28 protein-coding genes and 1 other annotated feature are annotated in these 26,417 nt (G+C 54.7%); of the genes, 13 read left to right on the top strand and 15 right to left on the bottom strand.

Going from position 1 to position 26,417, the window contains the following annotated elements; all coding sequences use genetic code 11:
• Positions 1–120 precede the first annotated feature (120 nt).
• The 3 genes from ACQG0S_RS11895 (at position 121) to osmB (ending at position 1,574) form a co-directional block, all read left to right on the top strand.
• The gene (locus ACQG0S_RS11895; RefSeq protein ID WP_022648315.1) at positions 121–303 is read left to right on the top strand and encodes a hypothetical protein; all 183 of its coding nucleotides are present in this window, start codon (positions 121–123) and stop codon (positions 301–303) included.
• A 37-nt stretch (positions 304–340) separates the two neighbouring features.
• Entirely contained in the window at positions 341–1,093 is a 753-nt protein-coding gene (locus ACQG0S_RS11900; RefSeq protein WP_022648316.1) for a DNA-binding transcriptional regulator YciT, read from the top strand.
• A 262-nt stretch (positions 1,094–1,355) separates the two neighbouring features.
• A complete protein-coding gene (osmB, locus tag ACQG0S_RS11905; protein WP_003856823.1) occupies positions 1,356–1,574 on the top strand; it encodes an osmotically-inducible lipoprotein OsmB in 219 nt (72 codons plus the stop codon).
• A 104-nt stretch (positions 1,575–1,678) separates the two neighbouring features.
• Here the strand turns inward: osmB and yciH are convergent, their stop codons facing one another.
• The 5 genes from yciH to pgpB all read right to left on the bottom strand — a co-directional run bounded on the left by yciH (position 1,679) and on the right by pgpB (position 5,327).
• A complete protein-coding gene (yciH, locus tag ACQG0S_RS11910; RefSeq protein ID WP_022648317.1) occupies positions 1,679–2,005 on the bottom strand; it encodes a stress response translation initiation inhibitor YciH in 327 nt (108 codons plus the stop codon).
• Positions 2,005–2,742 carry an orotidine-5'-phosphate decarboxylase gene (pyrF, locus tag ACQG0S_RS11915; protein WP_022648318.1) on the bottom strand — a complete coding sequence of 246 codons (738 nt, stop codon included), beginning with the start codon at positions 2,740–2,742 and terminating at the stop codon, positions 2,005–2,007. The genes yciH and pyrF overlap by 1 nt, the downstream gene beginning before the upstream one ends.
• A 184-nt stretch (positions 2,743–2,926) precedes the next feature.
• The gene (gene lapB / locus ACQG0S_RS11920) at positions 2,927–4,096 is read right to left on the bottom strand and encodes a lipopolysaccharide assembly protein LapB (protein WP_003856819.1); all 1,170 of its coding nucleotides are present in this window, start codon (positions 4,094–4,096) and stop codon (positions 2,927–2,929) included.
• 6 nt (positions 4,097–4,102) lie between these two features.
• On the bottom strand, positions 4,103–4,411 hold the full coding sequence (locus tag ACQG0S_RS11925) for a LapA family protein (RefSeq protein ID WP_006810839.1): 309 nt from the start codon (positions 4,409–4,411) through the stop codon (positions 4,103–4,105).
• A 148-nt stretch (positions 4,412–4,559) separates the two neighbouring features.
• A complete protein-coding gene (gene pgpB / locus ACQG0S_RS11930; RefSeq protein ID WP_032622464.1) occupies positions 4,560–5,327 on the bottom strand; it encodes a phosphatidylglycerophosphatase B in 768 nt (255 codons plus the stop codon).
• 197 nt (positions 5,328–5,524) lie between these two features.
• On the opposite strand from pgpB, the gene ribA reads away from it, so the two are divergent.
• Positions 5,525–6,115 carry a GTP cyclohydrolase II gene (gene ribA, locus ACQG0S_RS11935; RefSeq protein WP_013096372.1) on the top strand — a complete coding sequence of 197 codons (591 nt, stop codon included), beginning with the start codon at positions 5,525–5,527 and terminating at the stop codon, positions 6,113–6,115.
• Positions 6,116–6,152: 37 nt separating this feature from the next.
• On the opposite strand, the gene acnA is transcribed toward ribA, so the two are convergent.
• The 6 genes from acnA to topA all read right to left on the bottom strand — a co-directional run bounded on the left by acnA (position 6,153) and on the right by topA (position 13,638).
• Complete coding sequence (acnA, locus tag ACQG0S_RS11940; protein ID WP_048966766.1) at positions 6,153–8,828, bottom strand: aconitate hydratase AcnA; 2,676 nt, start codon at positions 8,826–8,828, stop codon at positions 6,153–6,155.
• A gap of 165 nt (positions 8,829–8,993) precedes the next feature.
• Complete coding sequence (gene ymiC, locus ACQG0S_RS11945; RefSeq protein WP_032103392.1) at positions 8,994–9,092, bottom strand: small membrane protein YmiC; 99 nt, start codon at positions 9,090–9,092, stop codon at positions 8,994–8,996.
• Positions 9,093–9,229: 137 nt separating this feature from the next.
• Positions 9,230–9,394: a hypothetical protein gene (locus ACQG0S_RS11950; RefSeq protein ID WP_162200559.1), complete on the bottom strand. Its 165-nt coding sequence runs from the start codon at positions 9,392–9,394 to the stop codon at positions 9,230–9,232.
• Positions 9,395–9,402: 8 nt separating this feature from the next.
• The gene (locus ACQG0S_RS11955) at positions 9,403–9,543 is read right to left on the bottom strand and encodes a YmiA family putative membrane protein (RefSeq protein ID WP_096168876.1); all 141 of its coding nucleotides are present in this window, start codon (positions 9,541–9,543) and stop codon (positions 9,403–9,405) included.
• A 336-nt stretch (positions 9,544–9,879) separates the two neighbouring features.
• The gene (cysB, locus tag ACQG0S_RS11960) at positions 9,880–10,854 is read right to left on the bottom strand and encodes an HTH-type transcriptional regulator CysB (protein ID WP_006810844.1); all 975 of its coding nucleotides are present in this window, start codon (positions 10,852–10,854) and stop codon (positions 9,880–9,882) included.
• A 186-nt stretch (positions 10,855–11,040) separates the two neighbouring features.
• Positions 11,041–13,638 (bottom strand): type I DNA topoisomerase, encoded by a 2,598-nt coding sequence (gene topA / locus ACQG0S_RS11965; RefSeq protein ID WP_022648322.1) that lies wholly within the window; start codon positions 13,636–13,638, stop codon positions 11,041–11,043.
• A 398-nt stretch (positions 13,639–14,036) separates the two neighbouring features.
• Between topA and ACQG0S_RS11970 the strand changes: the two genes are divergently transcribed.
• A complete protein-coding gene (locus ACQG0S_RS11970; protein WP_003856804.1) occupies positions 14,037–14,288 on the top strand; it encodes a YciN family protein in 252 nt (83 codons plus the stop codon).
• 35 nt (positions 14,289–14,323) lie between these two features.
• Here the strand turns inward: ACQG0S_RS11970 and sohB are convergent, their stop codons facing one another.
• Positions 14,324–15,370 carry a protease SohB gene (sohB, locus tag ACQG0S_RS11975; protein ID WP_032624125.1) on the bottom strand — a complete coding sequence of 349 codons (1,047 nt, stop codon included), beginning with the start codon at positions 15,368–15,370 and terminating at the stop codon, positions 14,324–14,326.
• Positions 15,371–15,622: 252 nt separating this feature from the next.
• On the opposite strand from sohB, the gene ACQG0S_RS11980 reads away from it, so the two are divergent.
• Positions 15,623–16,384: a YciK family oxidoreductase gene (locus tag ACQG0S_RS11980; protein WP_022648324.1), complete on the top strand. Its 762-nt coding sequence runs from the start codon at positions 15,623–15,625 to the stop codon at positions 16,382–16,384.
• Entirely contained in the window at positions 16,381–16,971 is a 591-nt protein-coding gene (cobO, locus tag ACQG0S_RS11985; protein WP_045308895.1) for a cob(I)yrinic acid a,c-diamide adenosyltransferase, read from the top strand. Before ACQG0S_RS11980 ends, cobO begins: the two co-directional genes overlap by 4 nt.
• A 35-nt stretch (positions 16,972–17,006) precedes the next feature.
• Here cobO and rluB read toward each other — a convergent pair whose 3' ends face one another.
• The 3 genes from rluB to rnm all read right to left on the bottom strand — a co-directional run bounded on the left by rluB (position 17,007) and on the right by rnm (position 19,478).
• Complete coding sequence (rluB, locus tag ACQG0S_RS11990; RefSeq protein ID WP_003856794.1) at positions 17,007–17,882, bottom strand: 23S rRNA pseudouridine(2605) synthase RluB; 876 nt, start codon at positions 17,880–17,882, stop codon at positions 17,007–17,009.
• Positions 17,883–17,979: 97 nt separating this feature from the next.
• Positions 17,980–18,600 (bottom strand): L-threonylcarbamoyladenylate synthase, encoded by a 621-nt coding sequence (locus tag ACQG0S_RS11995; RefSeq protein ID WP_003856793.1) that lies wholly within the window; start codon positions 18,598–18,600, stop codon positions 17,980–17,982.
• The gene (gene rnm / locus ACQG0S_RS12000; protein ID WP_048966764.1) at positions 18,597–19,478 is read right to left on the bottom strand and encodes an RNase RNM; all 882 of its coding nucleotides are present in this window, start codon (positions 19,476–19,478) and stop codon (positions 18,597–18,599) included. Before rnm ends, ACQG0S_RS11995 begins: the two co-directional genes overlap by 4 nt.
• A gap of 139 nt (positions 19,479–19,617) precedes the next feature.
• Between rnm and trpL the strand changes: the two genes are divergently transcribed.
• From trpL to trpA, 6 genes are all read left to right on the top strand, one after another.
• Positions 19,618–19,662 (top strand): trp operon leader peptide, encoded by a 45-nt coding sequence (gene trpL, locus ACQG0S_RS12005; RefSeq protein ID WP_071524153.1) that lies wholly within the window; start codon positions 19,618–19,620, stop codon positions 19,660–19,662.
• Positions 19,639–19,733 (top strand) — a sequence feature (Trp leader region). It overlaps the preceding gene by 24 nt.
• A gap of 23 nt (positions 19,734–19,756) precedes the next feature.
• On the top strand, positions 19,757–21,319 hold the full coding sequence (locus tag ACQG0S_RS12010; RefSeq protein ID WP_048966763.1) for an anthranilate synthase component 1: 1,563 nt from the start codon (positions 19,757–19,759) through the stop codon (positions 21,317–21,319).
• A complete protein-coding gene (gene trpD, locus ACQG0S_RS12015) occupies positions 21,319–22,914 on the top strand; it encodes a bifunctional anthranilate synthase glutamate amidotransferase component TrpG/anthranilate phosphoribosyltransferase TrpD (protein WP_022648332.1) in 1,596 nt (531 codons plus the stop codon). The genes ACQG0S_RS12010 and trpD overlap by 1 nt, the downstream gene beginning before the upstream one ends.
• A gap of 3 nt (positions 22,915–22,917) precedes the next feature.
• Positions 22,918–24,276, top strand: a complete 1,359-nt coding sequence (gene trpCF, locus ACQG0S_RS12020; protein ID WP_048966762.1) for a bifunctional indole-3-glycerol-phosphate synthase TrpC/phosphoribosylanthranilate isomerase TrpF — start codon at positions 22,918–22,920, stop codon at positions 24,274–24,276.
• Between the two features lie 10 nt (positions 24,277–24,286).
• Positions 24,287–25,480 carry a tryptophan synthase subunit beta gene (gene trpB / locus ACQG0S_RS12025; RefSeq protein ID WP_022648334.1) on the top strand — a complete coding sequence of 398 codons (1,194 nt, stop codon included), beginning with the start codon at positions 24,287–24,289 and terminating at the stop codon, positions 25,478–25,480.
• The gene (gene trpA, locus ACQG0S_RS12030) at positions 25,480–26,289 is read left to right on the top strand and encodes a tryptophan synthase subunit alpha (RefSeq protein ID WP_022648335.1); all 810 of its coding nucleotides are present in this window, start codon (positions 25,480–25,482) and stop codon (positions 26,287–26,289) included. Before trpB ends, trpA begins: the two co-directional genes overlap by 1 nt.
• Positions 26,290–26,417: the final 128 nt, after the last annotated feature.

The raw sequence follows: 26,417 nt of genomic DNA on the forward strand, positions 1-26,417 counted from the left end.
TACGGGGGTTAAATTTGTCACTTTCATTTATGAACTTTGGTTATTGCATTTTTTACCTTCTCTTTTGAATCAATTTTCTGCATCATTGATAATATTAACTTTTCGCTTCAGGGTGAGCTTATGTCTAACATTGATGCAACAGCCGTGGCACAGCGTATTGATACTGTGCTGGATATTCTTGTCGCGGGCGATTATCACTCTGCTATCCGTAATCTTGAGATCCTCAAGTCTGAACTGCTGGCTGAGAACGGCACTGATAACGCATCAGAATCCACTCAACCAAAAGCCCCGTGGGAAGTGTAACCACGTCGTTTTCGCCCTTGCCTTTTAAATGGATGCTATGAATTCCCGACAACAAATCATTTTGCAGATGGTGATCGATCAGGGACGCGTAAGCGTAGTCGATCTCGCTAAAGCTACCGGCGTTTCTGAAGTCACCATTCGTCAGGATCTGAATCTTCTGGAAAAACAGAGCTACCTGCGGCGTGCGCACGGATATGCCGTTCCACTGGACAGCGACGACGTTGAAACCCGCATGATGAACAATTTTGCGCTCAAGCGGGAACTGGCGGAGTTTGCTGCATCCTTAGTGAATAACGGTGAGACCGTCTTTATTGAAAATGGCAGCAGTAACGCCCTTCTGGCGCGCACGCTTGCCGATCAAAAAGACGTTACCATCATTACCGTAAGCAGCTATATCGCCCATCTGTTGAAGGAAACTCGCTGCGAGGTCATTCTGCTGGGCGGCATTTACCAGAAGAAAAGCGAAAGCATGGTGGGGCCATTAACGCGTCAATATGTTCAGCAGGTTCACTTCAGTAAGGCATTCATTGGCATAGACGGCTGGCAGCCCGACACCGGCTTTACCGGTCGCGACATGATGCGTTCAGACGTGGTGAACGCCGTACTCGCCAAAGAGTGTGAAGCGATTGTGCTGACCGATAGCTCTAAGTTTGGCGCCGTACACCCTTATACGATGGGTCCGGCTTCGCGCTTCAGCCGTGTGATTACGGATGAGCGTTTACGCGATGAATATCGCCAGCAATTAGAACAAGACGGCCTGACTGTCGATATTGTGAAAAAAACGGCCTGATTATCCTGCTGCGCCCGAATAATGGGCGCACTTAAACCTTTCTCTGAGAGTATTCCGACCCTTCCTTTAAGAGTTTTTACCTGTTGAAACTGTTCTAAACACGTAAAATTAATATTAGCGATATAACAGGAAGTGACTATCACCTGCGTGATGATGTAACGCCTGCGCGACCAGCTTTCACGGGAACAGAATTTAAGTATGGATATTGTCTATACTTAAAGTGCATTCCTTTCCGTGAATCGATAATTCAGGAGAAAGTATTATGACCTTTACCAGCAAAAAATTAGCCGCCGCTGTTCTGGCAATCACTGTAGCAATGTCTCTGAGCGCTTGCTCTAACTGGTCTAAACGTGACCGTAACACCGCGATTGGTGCCGGTGCTGGTGCGCTTGGTGGTGCAGTATTAACGGATGGTAGTACGCTGGGTACATTAGGTGGTGCTGCCGTAGGTGGTATTATCGGTCACCAGGTGGGCAAATAATCACCATAACGGCTCTCACCGGTATAATAATATATTTTGTATTTTCAGGTCTGACTTACGCACCTAAAAAAAAGAGCCACGGCAATGTCCGTGGCTCATTTATTTTAACCGCCCGCCAGTTTGACTTTCATACCTTTGGCTTCCAGGAGCGTTTTAATTAAATCCCGCTTATCGCCCTGAATCTCAATTATGCCGTCTTTTACTGCCCCACCGCATCCGCACTTCTTTTTAAGCTCAGCGGCGAGCTTTACCAGCTCTGCATCATCCAGATCAATGCCGGTGACAAGGCAAACGCCTTTCCCTTTTCTGCCACTGGTCTGGCGCTGAATACGCACGATTCCATCGCCTTTCGGACGTTCAGCTTTCTCTTTTGGCTCTTCAATGCGCCCGGTATCTGTTGAATAGACCAGACGAGTGTTGGCATCACGCATTATGCCCCCTTTTTCAGTGATGCATTAATCGCTTTCAGAGTCTCTGCCGGATGAGCGGATTGCGTCACCGGGCGACCAATTACCATATAGTCTACCCCCGCGCTCAGCGCCTGCTCTGGCGTCATGATGCGTCGCTGATCCCCTGACTCGCTGCCTGCCGGACGGATACCTGGCGTCACCAGTTTAAATTCGCGGCCTAACTCAGATTTGAAGCGAACCGCCTCCTGAGCTGAACAGACCACGCCATCAAGCCCACACTGTTGCGTGAGGCGCGCCAGACGCTCCGCATGTTCGGCAGGTGACAACGTCACACCCAGGTCACGAAGGTCAGATTCATCCATACTGGTCAGCACGGTGACGGCGATAAGAAGCGGAGCGTCATTGCCAAACGGCACCAGCGCTTCGCGCGCAGCCGTCATCATACGTGCCCCACCGGAGGCATGAACGTTAACCATCCACACACCCAGTTCAGCCGCCGCAGCAACGGCGTGGGCAGTGGTATTCGGAATATCGTGGAATTTCAGGTCGAGGAAAACGTCGAAACCACGCTGGTGCAGATCGCGGACGATTTGCGGACCGAACAGCGTAAACATCTCTTTGCCTACTTTAAGACGGCAATCCCGGGGATCAATACCATCAACAAAGGCCAGTGCGGCGTCACGGTTATTGTAATCCAGAGCAACAACTACAGGAGAATCGGTAACTACGCGGGAAGTGGAGGAAGTAACAGACGTCATGACCAGCCCTTTTCGTCTATGGGCGCGCAGCGGCGCGGAACAGATAAACGGCGTGCATTCTACCTGCCCTCGGGGTAAATGAACAGAATCGAATGCTTTTCCTGCTGAACCACAGACCGCACGGTGCTGAAAGAAATAATGCATTCTTTAGTATGTTGTAACTAAAATAGGGTGTTTTAAAAAATCACTGCCCGTCCAGACCACGAATTGGCTTGATGGTAGACCAGGCCCGGCAGGAAGGGCAATGCCAGTAGAGCGAATAGGCGGTGAAGCCGCATTTCTGGCAGCGATAGCGCGGCTTGCTCCGCACCTGTTCACCGACCATGTCTCGCAGCACCATCAGGCTCTCTTTAGCGCGCCCTTCTTCTGCATCGTTAAGATGATAATCCATCAGCTTGTGGAAGACGCGCATCGTCGGATGGCGCTGCAACTGACGGGTAATGTATACCTGGGCGGTATCACTCCCTTCGTGCTCTTCGACGACATCCGACAGCATCAGCTCGGCTGTGGCACCGGTGTTTTCTTCAACACAGCGGCGCAGGAATGCAACCCACTCGTCCTGCTTACCTAACTGCTGATAGCAGGTTTGCAGCATTTCCAGTGTTTCGCTGACCAGCTCTTTGTCCTGATCGATAACGCGAAGCAGGCTTTCCACGGCTTTGGCGTAATCACCATTAGCCATAAAGACCCGCCCCATCATTATCGAGATGCGGGCGCTGTTGCGATCGGCCGCGGCGCCTTTTTTTAGCAATGCCATGGCCTTATCCATGTCATCGCTACCCATTTGCTGAAGGGCAAGCTCGCAGTAAAAATGGGCAATTTCGACGCGCTGTTTATCTTTGCCGAGTTTGACCAGCCGTTCGGCGGTATCAATCGCTTTTTGCCAGTCGCTGGTTGCCTGGTAGATTTGCAGAAGTTGCTGAAGCGCACCGATACGGAAATCGGTCTCATCCACCAGCTGAGAGAACATATCTTCTGCGCGATCGTACAGGCCCGCCGCCATGTAATCTCTGCCCAACTGCTGCACGGCCAGCAACCGTTGCTCATAGGTCAACGATGCGCTTTCCATCAGGGTCTGGTGGATACGGATGGCACGGTCAACCTCTCCGCGCGAGCGGAACAGGTTTCCCAGGGTGAGATGCGCCTCTACGGTGCCGGTATCCTCTTTGAGCATGTCAAGGAACAGATCGACCGCTTTATCCTGCTGATTGCTCAGCAGGAAGTTCACCCCCGCAACGTAGTCACGGGAGAGTCGGTTTGCTTCATCCTGTTTTGTTTGTTGCGCGCTTCTGCGGCCCATATACCAGCCATAGGCTGCGGCGACAGGCAAAAGCAGAAACAACAACTCCAGCATATTCGATTATTCCTTGACTACCGGCACACCAGAGCTCGCCGGAATGTCAGTCGCAGGCGTAAGTTGATGTTCAAGTCGTTTAATTTTACGTTCAGCGCGAACAAGGGAAACACGAACCTTAAGCCAGAACAGGCCACATACAAGCCAGCCGATGACAAAACCCGCTGCGAATAACACAGCCAGCAGGCTCGACACCCGGTACTCGCCCTGCGCCAACAGATAGTTGAAACTTACCTGTTGATCGTTTTGCGCGCCCAATGTGACTGAAATGACAAAAATCGCCAACACCAGTAAGAAAATGAGTAAATATTTCACATGACTTCCCGTTATGTGGTTCGAGCGTATAAAGCGTGTTCAACTCACTGCAATCAGCCTTATAAGCTACCATTTTAGTGGCGGGCGCGAAACGGAAAAAGTAATGCGCCCTTCATGGATTTATGGTCAAAATGCGGAATATCAAGCTTCAGGTTCCGCCTGACTCCCTTTCGGCTATTTCTTCCTTCTCTTCCTGCGGTGGCGTCAGAGGTCCACAGAAACGTTGTGCAAGCCAGGTCGCCAGCGTAACCAGTACCCACGAAATCAGCGTAGCCACCACCAAATCACGCGGCCAGTGCATCCCCAGCAGCATCCGGCTGCCCATTACGCCTGTCGCCCAGACCAGCAAAATCGCAATCGTGAGGGTACGTCGACGTGGCCAAAGCAGCCCCACGCCGAGTAGCGCCCAGCTGGCAGCAAACATCGTATGTCCGGAAGGAAACGCAAAGCCGGTCTCTTTTTGCCAGTGTTTGCGTAAAAATGTCGGGATATCCTGCTGTTCCGCAAGCTGTTCTTTCACCAACGCCCCGCGATCCTTACGCTTTAAAGTGTAGAACTCATCTACCGGAATATGGTGCGTTTTTTCCAGCCAGATAACAAAGGGACGGGGTTCCTGCACGCGATCTTTCACCCACGACTTCACCCCCTGCCCGACAAGAATGGCACCTCCGAGAATGGCAAATAATACCAGCGCCGCGCGAAGACGAAAGCGCAGGCACCACAGGAACCAGGCACAGAGCAGCACGTGCGTAATAATCCCCCAGGGCTGGGTGACCGTCTCAGTTATCCAGTATAAGGCTTTCAGCCACGTCTCGTTTTGTCCGGGCTTCCACATCCAGCCGGAGAACCAAACAATCAGGGGTATAACAAGCAATACGGCGGCGCCTGCGGCCGTGCGTCTGGCAATTGAAAGCATGTCCTCTCCTTTTTCACTAAGCACCACAATCATAACTGAATTTCCACCTTCTGGTGGATATGTCGGATCGTGCGTTTAACGTCCGTATAGCGTGGTGGTGATTAGGTGAAGTAGCCGGGCTTGTGGCAAAATAGTCCAATACAGAAAGCAAAATGGGGCAAAGGCACGAAACGTGTCAGCCTGGTATGGAGAATCACATGCAGCTTAAACGTGTGGCAGAAGCCAAACTGCCAACCCCATGGGGCGATTTCCTGATGGTGGGTTTTGAAGAACTGGCAACCGGACAAGATCACGTCGCCCTGGTATACGGTGACATTTCGGGGCAGACGCCGGTACTGTCCCGCGTTCATTCTGAATGTCTGACCGGTGACGCGCTCTTCAGCCTGCGCTGTGACTGCGGTTTCCAGCTCGAAGCCGCTCTTTCTCATATCGCAGAGGAAGGACGTGGCGTGCTGCTGTATCACCGCCAGGAAGGACGCAATATCGGTCTGCTGAATAAAATCCGCGCCTACGCGTTGCAGGATCAGGGCTATGATACCGTCGAAGCAAACCATCAGCTCGGCTTTGCTGCTGACGAGCGCGATTTCACCCTCTGCGCAGATATGTTCAAGCTGCTGGGCGTGGACGAAGTGCGTCTGTTGACCAATAACCCGAAAAAAGTGGAGATCCTCACTGAAGCGGGCATCAATATCGTTGAACGCGTGCCGCTGATTGTTGGCCGCAATCCGAAAAACGCGCACTACCTCGATACCAAAGCTGCAAAGATGGGGCACCTGCTGAGCGAGTAAACGCAAAACGCCCGGCAGTTCTGCCGGGCGAGTTTTATCAGTCCAGCATCTTTCGAATCACATAATGTAAAATGCCGTCATTCTGGTAATAGGTTAGCTCTGTTGCCGTATCAATACGACACCGACAATCCAGCACTTCTGTTGTACCATCTGCCCGCGTTAACTTCACCGGAACGGTTTTACCCGGTTGCAGATTTTGCAGACCGCTGATATCAATCTGCTCTTCCCCGGTCAGACCCAGCGTTTTACGCGTTATGCCCTGCGGGAACTCCAGCGGCAGGATCCCCATCCCGATCAGGTTTGAGCGGTGGATACGTTCAAAGGATTCGGCAATCACCACGCGAACCCCGAGCAGACGTGGACCTTTAGCCGCCCAGTCGCGACTGGAACCAGAGCCGTACTCTTTACCGGCAATAACGGCCAGTGGCGTACCCTCCTGCTGATACTTCATGGCTGCGTCATAAATTGAAATGACCGCTGTATCTGGCAGGTGGCGCGTCATGCCCCCTTCCACGCCCGGGACCATTTCATTACGAATGCGGATGTTGGCAAATGTCCCGCGCATCATCACTTCGTGGTTACCGCGGCGCGAACCGTAGGAGTTAAAATCGCGACGTTCTACGCCACGGCTTTGCAGATACCGACCTGCCGGACTGTCCGCTTTGATGCTCCCCGCTGGTGAGATATGGTCAGTGGTGACGGAATCGCCCAGCATCGCCAGAATGCGCGCGCCGTGAATGTCTTTCAGCGGTGCAGGCTCCGCCAGCATCTCATCGAAGAAGGGCGACAGGCGAATATAGGTGGAATCTTCCTGCCAGTCATAGGTATCGGAACCCACCACGTCGATCGCTTTCCATTCCGCTGTACCTTCGAACACTTCCGCATACTCTTTGCGGAACATCTCAGTGGAAACTTTCTCTACCGCGCGCGCAATTTCACGCGATGATGGCCAGATGTCTTTCAGATAGACAGGTTCATTTTTGCGATCGTGACCAATCGGATCGGTCGCCAGGTTAATGTTCATGTTTCCGGCCAGAGCATAGGCTACAACCAGCGGCGGCGAGGCCAGCCAGTTGGTTTTCACCAGCGGATGAATACGCCCCTCAAAGTTTCGGTTACCGGAAAGTACCGCGCCAACGGTCAAATCACCCTGCTTGATCGCCACTTCAATAGGCTCAGGCAGTGGACCAGAGTTACCGATGCAGGTCGTACAGCCGTAGCCTACCAGGTTAAAGCCCAACTCGTCGAGGTACGGCGTGAGTCTGGCCTGCGCCAGGTAATCGGAAACCACTTTCGAACCAGGCGCCAGCGACGCCTTAACCCACGGCTGTGGCTTGAGCCCCAGTTCTACCGCTTTTTTCGCCAGCAGCCCGGCTGCCATCAGCACACTCGGGTTGGACGTGTTGGTACAGGAGGTGATAGCGGCGATCACCACGGCGCCGTCAGGGAGCTGATACTGATGCCCGTTCAGAACATAGTCCACCGGACGGTGATCTTTTTGCGCGGCGTTAACCTCCAGCTCATTGCTGGCGGCAAAGGCTTTCGGAACGTTGCTCAGGGCAACGCGGTCCTGCGGTCGTTTCGGCCCTGCGAGGCTTGCCTCAACGGTGCCCATATCCAGTTCCAGCGTGCTGGTAAATACCGGCTCGTCACCCGGGTTACGCCACATGCCCTGCGCTTTGGTGTAGGCCTCTACGAGCGCCACCTGCTCCTCGCTGCGACCACTGAGGCGCATATAGTCCAGCGTAACGCTATCAATCGGGAAAAAGCCGCAGGTCGCACCATATTCCGGCGCCATGTTGGCGATGGTGGCCCGGTCCGCCAGCGGCAGTGAATCCAGACCATCACCATAAAATTCAACGAATTTACCCACCACGCCATGCTTACGCAGCATCTGGGTGACCGTCAGAACCAGATCCGTGGCGGTAATGCCTTCGGACAATTTACCGGTCAGCTTAAAGCCCACCACATCGGGAATGAGCATCGATACCGGCTGGCCGAGCATGGCCGCTTCCGCTTCAATACCACCGACGCCCCAGCCCAGAACGCCAAGGCCGTTAATCATGGTCGTGTGTGAATCGGTGCCCACCAGCGTATCCGGGTAAGCCACCCACTCTTTATCCTGCAATTCACTCCAGACGGCTTTGCCGAGATATTCCAGGTTGACCTGGTGACAAATGCCGGTGCCTGGTGGAACAACGCTGAAGCGGCTGAACGCCTGCTGACCCCATTTGAGGAAGACATAGCGTTCATGGTTACGTTCCATCTCCAGACGGACGTTTTCACCGAAAGCATCGTCGTCGCCGAAGTGGTCGACGGTGACGGAGTGGTCGATGACGAGGTCTACCGGTGAGAGCGGGTTCACCTTAGCCGTATCGCCCCCGAGACGCTTAACAGCTTCACGCATGGCGGCCAAGTCCACAACCGCCGGCACGCCGGTGAAATCCTGCATCAATACCCTGGCCGGGCGGTAGGCAATTTCTTTGTCTGCATGAGCATTTTTCAGCCACCCTGCCAGAGCCTGGATATCCTCCTCGGTAACCGAGTCGCCATCTTGCCAGCGCAAGAGGTTTTCCAGTAGTACTTTCAACGACTTGGGTAACCGCGAAATGTCCCCAAGCGTCCTGGCAGCCAGCGGTAAGCTGTAGTAGCGCCAGGTTTTATTTTCCGCCTGTAATGTGTCCTTACTGGCTTCGCGTAGGGTTAACGACATAAGCTCCTCCTTAAAAACAGGGATGTCCTGACAATCATCAGGGCTGTAATTAAAGATAACACAAAGATGTCGTAACGTTTTGATAACAACCCAAATTGATAAATTTAGGAATGGTCCAACGCGAGGGATTAAACAAAAAACCCCGCCGTGGCGAGGTTTTACGATTTAGTGTAAGGCCAGCCAGAGGAGCTGACACCAGAAGAGGATCGACGCTGAGAATACGCCGAGCCATGACCAGTATTTTACGGTTGTCATGTTATTCATCATAGGGACACCAGACTTTAATTATTTAAGGATGCGAGGTCTGCCCTCGTTCTATATTGCTGATGTGTATTTATTAAGGAGTACAAAAGTGCACAGTCTTTATTCAGACTATTTGCATCATTACGCAAAAATCAAAATTATTGTTTTTTGGGTTCGTCTTCTGCGAACACATCAATAAAGGCCTGCTGCTGTGGCGTCAGTTGCCAGGAGGCTGGCACGCTGGTTCCTGGCGCCTTACGCGCTTTGTGAGCATTGTCACGAAGCTGACACATCTCTTTTCTCGCGTCAGTACGCACCGTCATGACCATATTCAACCCCAATATTTCCAGACGAGAAGAGCAACAACCACCCAGAACAGGGCAGAGCCGAGAAAGACCGCCAGCCAGGCTTTACGCTTAAGCGCGGGATCCCTTTGCGGTTCTTCACTTCCTGACGGCATTGCTAACCTCATACAATCGATATCGCTTATCATTTAGAGACCAAACAATTGGCACAAGTAATCATCTGATGAGATAAATCCTAAAGAAACTTTAGCCGAAAAGCCAGTGAATTTACGAATCTGAGCCTGGGAAAATTCAATCTTTTGACCAGAAATAAATAATTGAAAAGAATAATTTGCACACCTGTAAATTAGTTTCTACTTTTGTCGCAAATTTGCGACAGTAAAACCCTATTCATCAAATGGGTTATGACGATATATGACAGTAGGCGCAGATGAGGTTAATTCTAATTTAGATTTAAAGGGGGAAACCGGTATCTTTCCAGAAGAGAAAGATACCGGGTGTAATTATTTGGCAGGAAGTTTGATGTCTTTAAACATCTCTTCGATGTCTTCATTGGAGCGTAACGCCACGGCCGTGTCGACCACGTCACGTGTTAAATGCGGTGCGAAGCGCTGAATAAAATCATACATATAGCTGCGAAGGAACGTGCTGCGACGAAAACCTATCTTGGTGGTGCTGTGGCTGAAGATATCATGCGCGTCCAGACGCACCAGATCCGGGTCTGATACAGGATCCACCGCCATGCTGGCAATAACGCCTACGCCCAGACCCAGACGCACGTACGTTTTAATGACGTCCGCATCCGTTGCAGTGAAGACGATCCGTGGCGTTAATCCGGCGCGGTTAAAGGCGGTGTCTAGCTCAGAACGGCCCGTAAATCCGAACGTATAGGTAACCAGCGGGTATTGCGCCAGCTCTTCGATTGTCACTTCGCCCTTCCCCGCCAGCGGATGATCGGGGGTCACGACAATAGAGCGGTTCCAGTGGTAGCACGGGAGCATGACCAGATCATCGTACAGATGAAGAGCTTCCGTCGCGATGGCAAAATCGGCATTGCCTTTAGACACGGCCTCTGCGATTTGCGTCGGTGAGCCCTGATGCATATGCAGGGAAACGCGGGGATAGCGTTCGATGAAACCTTTGATCACCCCGGGAAGCGCATAACGCGCCTGTGTGTGCGTGGTGGCAATATAAAGGGAGCCTTTATCCGGCCAGGTATGTTCCCCGGCGACGGATTTAATGGCGTCGACTTTGGAAAGCACTTCTCGTGCGATGCGAATGATTTCCTGCCCTGCCGGCGTGACCTGAGTCAGGTGCTTACCGCTGCGGGCAAATATCTGAATACCTAATTCATCCTCCAGCATACGCACCTGCTTACTGATGCCAGGCTGCGAGGTATAAAGACCTTCTGCGGTGGAAGAGACATTGAGGTTATGATTGACGACCTCAACGATATAGCGAAGCTGCTGTAATTTCATGCCAGACCATCCGATTTAGCGCATGCGTCAATCGCTTAATACGATTTGATAATAAAAAACGGGTTAACTATAACCACTATATCATTTATAGCCAGGCTGTATAGTACGGAACAAAAAATAATTACAACGTAATAAAAAAGGGCCGGAAGTCCGGCCCTTTCAAAGGTAAGTTACGGTAAGTGAAGATTATTTTTTACCTTCAACCCATTTCCCGTCGACAAAGAAGGCTGACCAACCGGTCGCTTTACCCTCTTTCTCTGCCGCCACGTACTGCTGCTTCGTTTTACGGCTAAAGCGCACCACGGTTTTGTTGCCTTCCGGATCCTGCTGTGGCGCATCGGCCAGGTAACGCAGTTTCTCCGGCAGACGGTCGCGGAAGCGGTACAGCTCTTCTACCAGCGGCGCACGGGTTTCGCGCGATTTCGGGAAGGTGTTGGCCGCCAGGAATACCCCGGCAGCGCCGTCACGCAGCACGAAATACGCATCTGACTTCTCGCACGGCAGCTCAGGAAGCGGAACCGGATCTTCCTTCGGCGGCGCAACTTCACCGTTACGCAGGATCTTACGCGTGTTTTTACAGTCGTCGTTGGTACATGCCATGTACTTACCGAAGCGTCCCATTTTCAGGTGCATTTCGGAACCACATTTCTCACACTCAACGATCGGACCGTCATAGCCCTTAATGCGGAACTCACCTTCTTCGATCTCATAACCGTCGCAGGTTGGGTTATTACCGCAAACGTGCAGTTTACGTTTTGGATCGATCAGGTAGCTGTCCATCGCCGTGCCGCATTTCTTACAGCGGCGCTTGGCGCGCAGTGCGTTGGTCTCCGCATCGTCACCTTCCAGCACGTTGAGAACTTCGTTCTCCGGCACGAGGTTGATAGTGGTTTTGCAACGCTCTTTCGGCGAAAGCGCATAACCAGAACAGCCGAGGAACACGCCCGTGGTTGCGGTACGGATCCCCATTTTACGGCCACAGGTTGGGCAGTCGATGCTGGTCAGTACCATCTGGTTAGGCAGCATGCCGCCTTCTTCAGGATCTTTCTCAGCTTTCTCAAGCTGGTTGGTAAAATCGCTGAAGAAGCTGTCGAGAACTTTCTTCCACTCGGCCTTATGGCTGGCAACCTCATCGAGACTGTCCTCCATCTGCGCGGTGAAGTCATAGTTCATCAACTCACGGAAGTTAGCTTCCAGACGGTCGGTAACAATCTCACCCATTTTTTCAGCATAGAAACGACGGTTCTCAACGCGAACGTATCCACGATCCTGAATGGTCGAAATGATCGACGCATAGGTAGACGGGCGACCGATGCCGCGTTTTTCCAGCTCTTTTACCAGCGACGCTTCGCTGAAACGCGCAGGCGGCTTGGTGAAGTGCTGGGCCGGTACCAGATCAACCAGCGACAGCTCGTCGCCTTTGTTGACGGAAGGCAGCGTTCTGTCTTCATCACCTTTACGCAGCGCAGGCATCACTTTTGTCCAGCCGTCGAAACGCAGAATGCGGCCGCGCGCTTTCAGGCGGAAATCACCCGCGCCAACGGTCAGCGTAGTGGAGTCGTATTTCGCTGGCGTCATCTGGCAGGCCACGAACTGGCGCCAGATCAGCTGATACAGCTTCTGGGCGTCCGCTTCCATATCTTTAAGAGATTCCGCCAGAACGGAAACGTCAGAAGGACGGATCGCTTCGTGCGCTTCCTGAGAATTCTCTTTGCTGGCGTACTGATTAGGACTGTCCGGCAGGTATTTCTTACCGAAGTTGTCCTCGATATAGCCACGCACCATGCTGACAGCGTCCTGGCTCAGGTTGGTGGAGTCAGTACGCATGTAGGTGATGTAACCCGCTTCATACAAACGCTGGGCCATCATCATGGTTTTCTTCACGCCGTAACCCAGACGCGTACTTGCCGCCTGCTGAAGCGTTGACGTGATAAACGGTGCGCCAGGCTTGCTGCTGGTCGGTTTGTCTTCACGATCCAGCACCTGATAACGCGCTTTTTCCAGCAGCGCTACGGCGGCCATGGTCTGATCGCGATTTTCAGGACGGAACGGTTTGTCGTTGTGGTGGCTCACCTGCAACGGCAGCGCATCGCCGCCCGGCGTGGTGACATTCGCATCCACTTCCCAGAACTCTTCCGGGACAAACGCTTTGATCTCGCGTTCACGTTCGACAACAAGACGAACAGCCACAGACTGCACACGCCCCGCAGACAGGCCGCGAGCGACCTTTTTCCACAGCAACGGCGAAACCATGTAGCCTACAACGCGGTCCATAAAGCGACGCGCCTGCTGAGCGTTAACACGGTCGATATTCAGTTCACCCGGCTTTTCAAACGCCTGACGAATCGCATTCTTTGTAATTTCGTTAAACACTACACGGCTGTAGCGTTTGTCATCACCCCCAATCACTTCCCGCAGGTGCCATGCGATGGCCTCCCCTTCGCGGTCAAGGTCGGTTGCGAGATAAATGTGGTCTGCTTTTTCAGCAAGCTGTTTCAGCTCGTTAACGACTTTTTCTTTGCCTGGCAGCACTTCGTATTGTGCATCCCAGTTGTGCCATGGGTTAACACCCATGCGGTTGACAAGCGCGCTACGTTCATCCTTTTTAGGCTTTTTAGCCCCTTTGGTGGAGGTAGAGTCTGCGCTCTTTTTGCTGGCTGAGCCACTTGTCGGCAAATCGCGAATGTGACCAACGCTGGACTTAACCACGTAGTCATTGCCCAGATATTTATTGATCGTTTTGGCTTTTGCCGGGGACTCAACGATGACGAGAGCTTTACCCATATTCACCTTTACCTAATTTAATTCTTCCAGGAATACGCCGCACGTTGATTTCCCTTCCGCTGACGACGAGCCATTGATATTGCGACGTCGTCAGGGGATATCAACCCCTTTGTCTTACCGAACGTCAGTATGGCGACATCCAGGTCATTGAGTTTTCGGGTATTTTTCTCACATCAAAGTTCATTCGTGACGAATTCCTGGTCGAATGTCAAGCAATTCTGTTGCCAGAATGACGAAAGCGCACACTGTACCTGATAAAATTCGTTACGCAACTTTATTAGCATGCAAAAGCAAATCCCGCCAGCCAGCCCCTGTTCCTTATACCCGCGAATAGCAGGGAAAATTTGCCCCCGAAGCGACCCAGGCGTAGACTATTGTCACTGTTTAAGGAGTGGAATATGCAGAATACGACCCAACCCATTGACCGAGCTTCACTGCTTATCGAAGCAAACAAACTCATTCGCGACCATGAAGACACCCTGGCGGGTATCGAAGCGACTGGCGTGGAACAACGTAATGGCGTGCTGGTGTTCAGCGGTGAATACTTCCTTGATGAACAAGGGTTACCAACCCCGAAAAGCACCGCCGTGTTTAACATGTTTAAATACCTGGCGCATACCCTCTCAGAGAAGTACCACCTGGTCGATTAAAACGAAAACGCGAGGCATCTGCCTCGCGTTTTTCTTTACAGCAGCGGCTTTTGTCCGCGCTGCAACCAGCGTAGCAGCAGGCGATCCGCGCTTTCTGCCGCACTATTGGTAAAACGGTCGAGCAGGCGCTTACGTCGGGTGAAGCGCACCCCCACCAGCTCACGACCTTCCATCAGGTTGAGCAGGAGGTCGTCGCTGGTACCCACTTCATCCACCAGCCCTTTCTCCTGCGCCTGCGTGCCGTACCAGTGTTCGCCCGTAGCCACCTGCTCAATGTCCAGCGTTGGGCGCATGCGGTGCACGAAATCCTTGAACAGATGGTGGGTTTCGTTCAGATCTTCCCGGAACTTCTGCCGTCCCTCTTCGGTATTTTCGCCGAGCAGCGTTAGCGTACGTTTGTACTGACCCGCCGTATGCAATTCGATGTCGATCTCTTTATTTTTCAGGAAACGATTGAAGTTAGGGATCTGCGCAACCACCCCAATCGAGCCGATAATGGAGAACGGTGCTGCGACGATTTTATCCGCCACGCACGCCATCATATAGCCGCCACTCGCCGCGACCTTATCTACCGCCACGGTGAGCGGGATCTGTTTATCCCGCAGACGTTGTAACTGCGAAGCCGCCAGTCCATACCCATGCACTACGCCGCCCGGGCTTTCAAGGCGTACCACCACCTGATCCTGGGCTGTCGCCACGGCCAGCACCGCGGTCACTTCCTCACGCAGAGAGGAGACTTCATGCGCATCCATGCTACCTTTAAAATCGAGCACATAGACGCGCGGTTTTGCGTCAGCCTGTGGCGTGGCGAGCTTAGCTTTCGCCTTCGCGGCTTTGGCGTCCTGCTTATGTTTTTTCTTCTGGGCTTTTAGCCACAGCTTCTGTTGATGATCGTCAAGCAGCGCCAGAGACATCTCTTCCCGCATCTCTTTATACTGCTCGCTCAGGCGGGTAATGCGTAACTCACCACGCTGACGCTTACGCTGCGTCAGGTTGACAATCAGGACGGCAATCACCGCGACAGCAATAACCACCGTCGCGATTTTGGCCAAAAACAACCCATACTGAGAAAGTAATTCCACGCGTTCCACCTTGATTTAACCACGAATCTTTCATGCCAGTGTACAACAGCCCTGCGCAGGCGTCTCGCTCTGGACATTAGCTCTGCGAGGCGGCTTCAGGAATCCCCCGTTTTTGGTTTAAATCTTTGCAAATTGTTAATTTCCCAGCGTTCTGTCCTGTAGACTGATTGAATTCTGACGCGGTTTCGGGCATAAAGCCGAAAAGTCATAAATAAAGGTGCAAGTCACGCCCAATGCGCCTGAGGAGCCACCGTGCATTATCAGCCACAAAAAAACCTTCTACAGAACCGCATCATTCTGGTTACCGGTGCCAGCGACGGGATTGGTCGCGAAGCGGCGCTGACTTATTCTGAATACGGTGCGAGCCTTATTCTGCTGGGACGTAATGAAGAAAAGCTCAAAGCCGTTGCCCGTGAAATCGAAAACGCCGGCGGTACCCCCACGCCCTGGTATACGCTCGATCTGCTGACCTGTACGTCAGCGTCATGTCAGGCCCTTGCCCAGCGCATTAGTACGCATTATTCGCGTCTGGACGGCGTACTGCACAACGCGGGGTTACTGGGCGAAGTGCGCCCGATGGATGAACAGGATCCGGAGATTTGGCAGCAGGTGATGCAGGTTAACGTCAACGGGACGTTTTTCCTGACCCAGGCCTTGCTTCCTTTATTACTTAACTCAGATTCCGGTTCGCTGGTGTTTACCTCCTCCAGCGTGGGGCGTCAGGGTCGTGCGAACTGGGGGGCTTACGCCGCCTCAAAATTTGCCACCGAAGGAATGATGCAGGTGCTGGCCGAAGAGTATCAAAACCGCCATCTGCGGGTTAACTGTATTAACCCTGGCGGTACGCGCACTAAAATGCGTGCCAGCGCGTTCCCGACAGAAGATCCGCAAAAGCTAAAAACCCCGGCCGATATTATGCCTCTTTACCTGTGGCTAATGGGTGACGACAGCCGTCGTAAAACCGGAATGACATTCGATGCTCAGCCAGGCCGCAAACCGGGGATATCGCAATGAGTGAAGACCGTCATCAGCAGCGCCAGCAGCGTCTGAAAGAACAGGTTGATGCACGCGTGGCGGCCGCTCAGGACGAGCGCGGGATCCTCATCGTGTTCACCGGCAACGGCAAAGGCAAAACCACCGCCGCATTCGGTACCGCCACCCGCGCAGTCGGGCACGGTCAGAAAGTGGGCGTGATCCAGTTTATCAAGGGTGAATGGCCCAACGGCGAGCGTAATCTGCTCGAACCGCAAGGTGTTGAGTTTCAGGTGATGGCGACCGGTTTTACCTGGGATACCCAGAACCGGGAAACAGATACCGCAGCCTGCCTCGCCGTCTGGGAGCATGCCAAAAGAATGCTCTCTGACCCGTCGCTGAACATGGTGTTGCTGGATGAGATCACCTATATGGTGGCCTATGACTACCTGCCGCTGGAAGCCGTGCTGGAGGCCCTCAGGAACCGCCCTGCACACCAGACGGCGATCGTCACGGGGCGCGGGTGTCATCGGGACATTCTGGAGCTGGCCGATACCGTCAGCGAACTGCGTCCGGTTAAGCATGCGTTCGATGCGGGTATCAAAGCGCAAATAGGGATTGATTACTGAAGAAAAAAGCCCGGTATATTCACCGGGCTTTTAGATTAACCGTTGTTATTACGGCTGCCAGAGCGGCGATTGCTGCTAACCTGGCTGTGACGTTTAACCGCACGGCGGATCTGATTCGCCTTCATACGACGACGATCTTTCTCTACCGCCACTTTCGACGTGGTTTCTGGCGTCAGGCCAACCAGATCGCGCAGGTAGTTGGTTTGCGTCAGATCCAGCTCGGTATAGCCGCCACGTGGCAGGCCTTTCGGCAGCAGGATGTCGCCATAGCGGACACGAATCAAACGGCTTACCTGGACACCGACCGCTTCCCACAGACGACGCACCTCGCGGTTACGTCCCTCTGTCAGGGTAACGTTGTACCACTGGTTAATGCCTTCACCACCGGTAAACTTGATGGTTTTGAACGCCGCTGGGCCGTCTTCCAGCTGAACGCCACGCGACAGATCGCGCAGTTTGTTCTCATCAACCTGGCCGAAAACACGAACGGCGTATTCACGCTCCACTTCACGACTCGGGTGCATCAGGCGGTTTGCCAGTTCACCATCGGTGGTGAACAGCAGCAGGCCACAGGTATTCACGTCCAGACGCCCTACGGCAATCCAGCGGGCGCCACGCAGTTTTGGCAGACGGTCGAACACCGTCGGGCGGCCTTCCGGATCGTTGCGGGTACACAGTTCGCCTTCCGGCTTGTAGTAAGCCAGCACGCGGCAGATCTGTTCAGCGGACTCTTTCACGGAGATAAGATGGCCGTCAATGCGGATCTTCAGCCCCGGTACGATTTCAACGCGGTCACCGAGTGTGGCGATTTTACCGTCCACACTCACGCGACCTGCTTCAATAATGGCTTCGATTTCACGGCGCGAACCGTGGCCGGCACGCGCCAGCACTTTCTGTAACTTCTCGCTCATTGAGCTTCCTCAGGTGTCGCCTTCACAGGCGTCGAATCAGGTCAAAAACAGGGCAACGCCCTGCTTTGATGGCCGCGTAGTATATCTGCTTACACCCTTACAAGAAAGGCTTAACATCGCCCACGCCTTCACGAATCACTTCTGGCGCGTCTTCGGTGAGATCCACCACGGTGGTCGGTTGCTGGCCTAGATAGCCGCCATGAATAATCAGCTCCACCACTTTCTCCAGACGATCTTTGATCTCTTCCGGGTCGGACTCGGTAAACTCACTGCCCGGCAGCATCAGCGAGGTAGACAGCATCGGCTCGCCGAGGGTTTCCAGCAGCGCCTGGGCAATCGGGTTCGACGGCACGCGCATGCCGATGGTTTTACGTTTTTCCTGCAACAGACGACGCGGCACCTCTTTTGTCCCTTTCAGAATGAAGGTGTAGTTTCCCGGCGTGTTGTTTTTGATCAGGCGAAAGGCCACGTTGTCGACATACGCATAGGTCGACAGCTCAGAGAGATCGCGACACATCAGGGTGAAGTTGTGGCCGTCCGGCAGTTGGCGGATTCGACAGATGCGCTCCATCGCCCCTTTATCCTCGATTTTACAGCCCAGCGCGTAGCCAGAATCGGTTGGGTAGACAATAACGCCACCTTTACGGACGATTTCCACAGCCTGATTAATCAGACGTGGCTGTGGGTTATCCGGATGGATATAGAAAAACTGACTCATACTTCCCTCTCTTCAATTTGCTGTGGCTGTTCCCAGAGCTGCCAGACGGGCTCAACGCCAGCGGGTAACCAGAGCTTGCGCCCCAGTTCAATCCACGCGCAGGGCTGATGGAAATCTGAACCCTGTGACCCAAGCAGGCCAAACTGACGGGCGTAGGTCGCGAGCTGCGAACGCTCATTGGGTGCCTGCTGACACTGGGCAACTTCCATCGCCTCACCGCCGCATTCGGCAAAGTGGGCCAGCAGCCTTTTCAGCCATTTAGCAGAAAGATTATACCGCCCCGGATGGGCCAATACGGCCTTACCACCAGAATGATGAATCACATCAATAGCTTGTTTTATTGTACACCACTGGGGAGGAACGTATCCGGTTTTCCCGCGCGCCAGATACTTTTTAAACACATTCGCCATGGTCGTCGCTTTACCGGCGTCAACCAGAAAACGGGCGAAATGGCCGCGCGTGACCGCCCCACCGTTCGCCAGCTTGCGCGCACCTTCCAGCGCACCGGGGATATGCGCCTTCTCAAGACGTTCGCCTATCAACTCCGCGCGTTGATTGCGTCGTGCTTTTTGCTCTTGCAAAAATGCGCACATTGCCGGATGTTCTGTATCAATATTCAGGCCAACGATATGAATTTCGTGGTTTTCCCAGAGCGTGGAGATCTCGACCCCGGGCACCAGATTTAGCGCCAGCCCGCTTCGGGCAATCTCGGCGCGCGCGGCGGGGATGGCGTCTGTTGTGTCGTGATCGGTTATTGCCAGCGTGCCGACACGCATTTCAACGGCGCGATGGACCAGGGCTTCGGGCGTCAGCAGGCCATCTGAAGCCTGCGTATGGCTGTGTAAATCATAAATTACGGCGTAGGTGGTATCGCTCAAAGCACTTCCCATAACAGTCTGGAGACATCCGAAGCACCTATGATACCGACTTACCGCGAAATACTGAAATCAGGGGTTGACAACACGCCATCGAACTAGTTAACTAGTACGCAAGTTCACACGAGAAAGGTATCTGAAAATGACAGCACATTTCGCTCTGCACGGTTGGTGGCGTACTTCCTGATCTTCGGGCAGTGTCACGCGTCTGCGAAAAGCAAACAGATACCCGGCCCGCTCCCAAGCGGGCTTTTTTTTGAACAGAATATGAGAATAACAACATGCAAACAGCCAAACCCCACCTCGAACTGCTGACCTGCGAGGCGGCTTATCGCCATAACCCTACCGCGCTCTTTCATCAGGTGTGCGGTGCACGTCCTGCGACGCTGCTGCTGGAATCTGCTGATATCGACAGCAAGGACGATCTCAAAAGCCTGCTGCTGGTTGACAGCGCGCTGCGCATTACCGCAGCGGGTGACACTGTCACTATTAAGGCGTTATCCGAGAATGGTGCGTCGCTGCTGCCGCTGCTGGATGCGGCTCTGCCTTCAGGCATTGAAAATGAGCGTCATCCGGACCTGCGAATTCTGCATTTCCCGCCGGTAAGCCAGTTGCTGGATGAAGATGCCCGCCTCTGCTCACTCTCCGTTTTCGACGCCTTCCGCCTGCTGCAAAATCTGATCAAAGTGCCGGAAGATGAGCGCGAAGCAATGTTCTTTGGCGGGCTGTTTGCTTACGACCTGGTTGCTGGCTTTGAAGATTTACCGGAAACCGAGCAGGGTAACCGCTGCCCGGACTACTGTTTCTACCTGGCCGAAACCCTGCTGGTGATCGACCATCAGAAAAAATACACCCGCATTCAGGCCAGCCTGTTCACGCCATCTGTGTCTGAGAAAAATCGCCTCGCGCAGCGCATCGGCCAACTGCAACAGCAGATGTCAGAAGCACCGCCCGCGCTCCCGGTGCAGCGTGTTGAAAAGATGACCTGCGAGGTGAGTCAGACCGACGATCAGTACGGCGCGGTGGTCCGTCAGATGCAAAAAGCGATTCGTGCCGGGGAGATTTTCCAGGTGGTGCCGTCCCGTCGCTTTTCACTGCCCTGCCCGTCGCCGCTGGCGGCTTACGATGTGCTGAAAAAGAGCAACCCAAGCCCGTACATGTTCTTTATGCAGGACAATGATTTCACTCTGTTCGGCGCGTCACCGGAAAGCTCCCTCAAGTACGACGCCACCAGCCGCCAGATTGAGATCTACCCGATAGCGGGAACCCGTCCACGCGGCCGTCGTGCCGATGGCTCCCTGGACCGCGATCTCGACAGCCGCATCGAACTGGAAATGCGTACCGACCACAAAGAGCTCTCCGAACACCTGATGCTGGTTGACCTGGCGCGTAACGACCTGGCGCGTATTTGTACGCCGGGCAGCCGCTATGTGGCAGACCTGACCAAAGTCGACCGCTACTCCTTCGTCATGCATCTGGTATCCCGCGTGGTGGGTGAGCTGCGCCACGACCTCGACGTCCTGCACGCCTACCGCGCCTGCATGAACATGGGCACGTTGAGCGGCGCGCCGAAAGTCCGCGCCATGCAGCTGATTGCCGAAGCTGAAGGCCGCCGTCGCGGCAGCTACGGTGGCGCGGTGGGCTATTTCACCGCTCACGGTGACCTCGATACCTGCATCGTGATTCGCTCCGCCTACGTTGAGGACGGCATTGCTACCGTCCAGGCCGGGGCCGGGATTGTGCTGGATTCTGTTCCGCAGTCGGAAGCCGACGAAACCCGCAGTAAAGCGCGCGCGGTACTGCGCGCCATTGCTACCGCACACCATGCACAGGAGATTTTCTGATGGCTGACATTCTGCTGCTCGATAATATCGACTCCTTTACCTACAACCTGGCAGATCAGCTGCGTGCGAATGGACACAACGTCGTTATCTATCGCAACCACGTTCCGGCCCAGACGCTGATTGACCGTCTGGCGACCATGCAAAACCCGGTGCTGATGCTCTCCCCGGGGCCAGGCGCACCGAGCGAAGCGGGCTGTATGCCTGAGCTGTTGACCCGTATGCGCGGCAAGCTGCCGATTATCGGCATCTGCCTCGGCCACCAGGCGATTGTCGAAGCCTACGGTGGTTACGTGGGTCAGGCGGGGGAGATCCTGCATGGTAAAGCGTCAAGCATTGAACATGACGGTCAGGCGATGTTTGCCGGTCTGCCGAACCCGCTTCCGGTGGCGCGTTACCACTCACTGGTCGGCAGCAATATTCCGGCCGGGCTGACGATTAACGCCTCGTTTGAAGGGATGGTGATGGCGGTGCGTCACGATGCGGATCGCGTCTGCGGGATGCAGTTCCACCCGGAATCTATCCTGACGTCTAACGGCGCGCGCCTGCTGGAGCAAACGCTCAACTGGGCGCTGCAAAAGCTGGAGCAGACCAACACCCTGCAACCGATTCTGGAAAAACTGTATCAGGCCCAGACCCTGAGCCAGCAGGAGAGCCACCAGCTTTTCTCCGCCGTCGTGCGCGGCGAGCTGAAGCCTGAGCAGCTGGCCGCTGCGCTGGTGAGCATGAAAGTGCGCGGCGAAAGCCCGCAGGAGATCGCCGGTGCGGCAACCGCGCTGCTGGAAAATGCCGCCCCGTTCCCGCGCCCGGACTATCCGTTTGCCGATATCGTTGGGACCGGCGGCGACGGCAGCAACAGCATCAATATTTCGACCGCCAGCGCCTTTGTGGCGGCGGCATGCGGACTGAAAGTGGCGAAGCACGGCAACCGCAGCGTGTCCAGCCGTTCCGGATCGTCCGACCTGCTGGCGGCTTTCGGTATCAATCTGGACATGAACGCCGAGCGTTCCCGTGAAGCGCTGGATGACCTGGGCGTCTGTTTCCTGTTTGCGCCGAAGTATCACACCGGTTTCCGCCACGCGATGCCCGTTCGCCAGCAGCTTAAAACCCGGACGCTGTTTAATGTGCTCGGTCCACTCATTAACCCGGCGCACCCGCCGCTGGCGCTGATTGGCGTTTACAGTCCGGAGCTGGTCCTGCCGATTGCGGAGACGCTGCGCGTCCTCGGTTACCAACGCGCCGCCGTGGTACACAGCGGCGGGATGGATGAAGTTTCCCTGCATGCGCCCACGCTGGTGGCCGAACTGAATAACGGCGAAGTGCTGAACTATCAGCTTGAGGCCGCTGATTTCGGGTTGACCCCGTACCATCAGGACGCCCTGGCGGGCGGCACGCCGGAAGAAAACCGTGACATTCTCACGCGCTTATTACAAGGTAAAGGTGAGGCCGCCCATGAGGCCGCCGTGGCGGCCAACGTAGCCATGCTGATGCGTTTACATGGCGAGGAAGATCTGAAAGCCAACGCCCAAAAAGTTCTGGACGTACTGCGCTCCGGTGCAGCTTACGATCGCGTTACCGCACTTGCGGCAAGAGGGTAAATAATGCAGACCGTTTTAGCGAAAATCGTCGCCGATAAGGCCATCTGGGTGGAAGCCCGTAAGCAACAGCAGCCGCTCGCCAGTTTTCAGAATGACGTCGTTCCGAGCAGCCGTCGTTTCTATGATGCCCTCCAGGGCGCGCGTACCGCGTTTATTCTGGAGTGTAAAAAAGCGTCTCCGTCCAAAGGCGTGATCCGTGACGATTTCGACCCGGCGCGTATTGCCGGTATCTACAAGCATCATGCGTCTGCCATTTCTGTGCTGACGGATGAGAAATATTTCCAGGGCAGCTTCGATTTTCTGCCCGTAGTCAGCGGCATCGCGCCGCAGCCGATTCTGTGCAAAGACTTTATTATCGACCCGTATCAGATCTGGCTGGCGCGCTTTTACCAGGCCGATGCCTGCCTGCTGATGCTCTCCGTGCTGGATGATGAACAGTATCGCCAGCTCTCCGCCGTCGCGCACAGCCTGAATATGGGCGTGCTTACCGAAGTGAGCAACGAAGAGGAGCTGGAGCGCGCCATCGCGCTGGAAGCCAAAGTGGTCGGCATTAACAACCGCGACCTGCGCGACCTGTCGATTGACCTCAACCGTACGCGCCAGCTTGCGCCGCGTCTGGGTGCGGGCGTCACGGTGATCAGCGAATCCGGAATCAACAGCTACGCTCAGGTGCGCGAACTCAGCCACTTTGCCAACGGTTTCCTGATCGGTTCCGCGATGATGGAACACGACGATCTTAATGCGGCCGTGCGCCGCGTGCTGCTGGGTGAGAACAAAGTTTGCGGCCTGACCCGTGAACAGGATGCGCAGGCGGCGTATGAGGCGGGCGCAATCTATGGTGGTCTGATCTTTGTTGAGTCCTCTCCTCGCGCCGTTAATGAAGAACAGGCGCGCAAGGTGATTGCGGCTGCGCCACTGAGCTACGTGGGCGTGTTCCTCAATGCGGATATTAACGACGTTGCGGCGAAAGCGGACGCGTTATCCCTGAGCGCGGTTCAGCTACATGGCGATGAAGATCAGACATACATCGATGCTCTGCGACATGTTCTGGCACCTCAGGTTCAGATCTGGAAAGCGCAAAGCGTTGGCGCCTTCCTGCCCGCGCGTAACCTTACGCATGTTGATAAATACGTGCTCGACAACGGCCAGGGCGGCACGGGGCAGCGTTTCGACTGGTCACTGCTGCGTGGCGAAGTGCTGGACAATGTCCTGCTGGCGGGGGGATTAAGCCCCGATAACTGTGTGGAAGCAGCCAAAACCGGCTGCGCCGGCCTCGATTTCAATTCAGGCGTAGAGTCCCAACCGGGCATAAAAGACGCCAGCAAGCTGGCATCGGTATTTAAAACTCTACGTGCATATTAAGGAAGAGAAGATGACGACATTACTTAACCCGTATTTTGGTGAGTTTGGTGGGATGTACGTCCCACAAATCCTGATGCCCGCGCTGCGCCAGCTGGAAGAAGCGTTCGTGAGCGCGCAGAAAGATCCGGCGTTTCAGGCGGAGTTTACTGACCTGCTGAAAAACTACGCCGGTCGTCCGACGGCACTGACCAAATGCCGCAACCTGACCGAAGGCACCAGAACCACGCTCTACCTTAAACGTGAAGATCTGCTGCACGGCGGCGCGCATAAAACTAATCAGGTGCTTGGCCAGGCTCTGCTCGCCAAACGTATGGGTAAAACCGAAATTATCGCCGAAACCGGCGCGGGCCAGCACGGCGTGGCCTCTGCCCTCGCCAGCGCCCTGCTCGGCCTGAAGTGCCGCATCTATATGGGGGCGAAAGACGTTGAACGCCAGTCGCCTAACGTGTTCCGTATGCGTCTGATGGGGGCGGAAGTGATCCCTGTGCACAGCGGTTCTGCCACGCTGAAAGATGCCTGTAATGAAGCGCTGCGCGACTGGTCTGGCAGCTACGAAACCGCCCACTACATGCTCGGTACCGCGGCAGGCCCACACCCGTTCCCGACCATCGTGCGTGAATTCCAGCGCATGATCGGAGAAGAGACTAAAGCGCAGATCCTCGAAAAAGAGGGTCGCCTGCCGGATGCGGTGATCGCCTGCGTTGGCGGCGGATCTAACGCCATCGGCATGTTTGCCGATTTTATCGACGAAACCAGCGTTGGGCTGATTGGCGTTGAGCCTGCCGGCCACGGCATTGAAACGGGTGAGCACGGTGCGCCGCTGAAGCATGGCCGCGTGGGGATCTATTTCGGCATGAAGGCCCCGATGATGCAGACCGATGAAGGGCAGATTGAGGAGTCTTACTCAATTTCAGCCGGGCTGGATTTCCCGTCCGTAGGGCCGCAGCACGCGTTCCTCAACAGCACCGGCCGCGCGGATTATGTCTCCATCACTGATGACGAAGCGCTGGAGGCCTTCAAAACCCTGTGCCGCAATGAAGGGATCATCCCGGCGCTGGAGTCTTCCCACGCGCTGGCACACGCGCTGAAAATGATGAAGGAAAACCCGGAAAAAGAGCAACTGCTGGTGGTAAACCTTTCCGGTCGCGGTGACAAAGATATTTTCACCGTTCACGATATTCTGAAAGCACGAGGGGAAATCTGATGGAACGCTACGACAACGCATTTGCACAACTGAAAGCCCGCCAGGAAGGCGCTTTCGTTCCCTTCGTGACGCTGGGCGACCCCGGTCCGGAGCTGTCGCTGAAGATTATCGATACCCTGATTGACGCCGGTGCCGACGCTCTGGAATTGGGGATTCCGTTCTCCGATCCGCTGGCGGATGGCCCGACCATCCAGAACGCGACGCTTCGCGCGTTTGCTGCGGGCGTGACGCCGGGCCAGTGCTTCGAAATGCTGGCGGCGATTCGCCAGAAGCACCCGACCATTCCGATCGGCCTGCTGATGTACGCCAACCTGGTGTTCAGCCGCGGTATTGATGCGTTTTACGCAGAGTGCGCCCGCGTGGGCGTTGACTCCGTGCTGGTGGCTGACGTGCCCGTTGAAGAGTCTGCGCCGTTCCGTCAGGCGGCGATGCGCCACAACGTCGCGCCGATTTTCATCTGTCCACCGAATGCCGATGACGATCTGTTGCGCCAGATTGCCTCTTACGGACGGGGTTACACCTACCTGCTCTCCCGTGCGGGCGTCACCGGTGCGGAAAACAAAGCCGCGCTTCCGCTGCATCATCTGGTGGAGAAGCTGGCAGAATACCATGCTGCACCGCCGCTTCAGGGCTTTGGGATTTCCTCTCCGGATCAGGTTACTGCGGCGATTGACGCGAAAGCCGCCGGGGCCATTTCCGGTTCGGCTATCGTGAAAATCATCGAGAAGAATGTGGATAAGCCAGAGCAGATGCTGGCTGAGTTACACGCATTCGTCACATCCATGAAAGCGGCCACACACAAGGCGTAACCGTTAACACCGTCTGGCCCCGGCGTCAGGCGGTTTTCCCTTCTCTCTTCCTGAAAGAAGCAGGTCAAAATTGATCCTGTCGATATTTTCGGTGTGAATGACTTTTCAAACGTTCGCGTAAGCGTATG

It is taken from the genome of Enterobacter cloacae complex sp. 418I7 (genome assembly GCF_050030705.1).
GTDB lineage: Bacteria > Pseudomonadota > Gammaproteobacteria > Enterobacterales > Enterobacteriaceae > Enterobacter > Enterobacter intestinihominis.

Coding starts and splice junctions, on each gene's coding strand:
- rluB (WP_003856794.1), bottom strand. CDS start 17,882: ATGAGCGAGAAGTTACAGAAAGTGCTGGCGCGTGCCGGCCACGGTTCG.
- topA (WP_022648322.1), bottom strand. CDS start 13,638: ATGGGTAAAGCTCTCGTCATCGTTGAGTCCCCGGCAAAAGCCAAAACG.
- yciH (WP_022648317.1), bottom strand. CDS start 2,005: ATGCGTGATGCCAACACTCGTCTGGTCTATTCAACAGATACCGGGCGC.
- osmB (WP_003856823.1), top strand. CDS start 1,356: ATGACCTTTACCAGCAAAAAATTAGCCGCCGCTGTTCTGGCAATCACT.
- pgpB (WP_032622464.1), bottom strand. CDS start 5,327: ATGCTTTCAATTGCCAGACGCACGGCCGCAGGCGCCGCCGTATTGCTT.
- lapB (WP_003856819.1), bottom strand. CDS start 4,096: ATGCTGGAGTTGTTGTTTCTGCTTTTGCCTGTCGCCGCAGCCTATGGC.
- ACQG0S_RS11970 (WP_003856804.1), top strand. CDS start 14,037: ATGCAGAATACGACCCAACCCATTGACCGAGCTTCACTGCTTATCGAA.
- ACQG0S_RS11950 (WP_162200559.1), bottom strand. CDS start 9,394: ATGACGGTGCGTACTGACGCGAGAAAAGAGATGTGTCAGCTTCGTGAC.
- trpB (WP_022648334.1), top strand. CDS start 24,287: ATGACGACATTACTTAACCCGTATTTTGGTGAGTTTGGTGGGATGTAC.
- trpCF (WP_048966762.1), top strand. CDS start 22,918: ATGCAGACCGTTTTAGCGAAAATCGTCGCCGATAAGGCCATCTGGGTG.
- trpD (WP_022648332.1), top strand. CDS start 21,319: ATGGCTGACATTCTGCTGCTCGATAATATCGACTCCTTTACCTACAAC.
- trpA (WP_022648335.1), top strand. CDS start 25,480: ATGGAACGCTACGACAACGCATTTGCACAACTGAAAGCCCGCCAGGAA.
- ymiC (WP_032103392.1), bottom strand. CDS start 9,092: ATGAATAACATGACAACCGTAAAATACTGGTCATGGCTCGGCGTATTC.
- ribA (WP_013096372.1), top strand. CDS start 5,525: ATGCAGCTTAAACGTGTGGCAGAAGCCAAACTGCCAACCCCATGGGGC.
- acnA (WP_048966766.1), bottom strand. CDS start 8,828: ATGTCGTTAACCCTACGCGAAGCCAGTAAGGACACATTACAGGCGGAA.
- cobO (WP_045308895.1), top strand. CDS start 16,381: ATGAGTGAAGACCGTCATCAGCAGCGCCAGCAGCGTCTGAAAGAACAG.
- cysB (WP_006810844.1), bottom strand. CDS start 10,854: ATGAAATTACAGCAGCTTCGCTATATCGTTGAGGTCGTCAATCATAAC.
- pyrF (WP_022648318.1), bottom strand. CDS start 2,742: ATGACGTCTGTTACTTCCTCCACTTCCCGCGTAGTTACCGATTCTCCT.
- ACQG0S_RS11955 (WP_096168876.1), bottom strand. CDS start 9,543: ATGAGGTTAGCAATGCCGTCAGGAAGTGAAGAACCGCAAAGGGATCCC.
- ACQG0S_RS11895 (WP_022648315.1), top strand. CDS start 121: ATGTCTAACATTGATGCAACAGCCGTGGCACAGCGTATTGATACTGTG.
- ACQG0S_RS11995 (WP_003856793.1), bottom strand. CDS start 18,600: ATGAGTCAGTTTTTCTATATCCATCCGGATAACCCACAGCCACGTCTG.
- ACQG0S_RS11900 (WP_022648316.1), top strand. CDS start 341: ATGAATTCCCGACAACAAATCATTTTGCAGATGGTGATCGATCAGGGA.
- ACQG0S_RS12010 (WP_048966763.1), top strand. CDS start 19,757: ATGCAAACAGCCAAACCCCACCTCGAACTGCTGACCTGCGAGGCGGCT.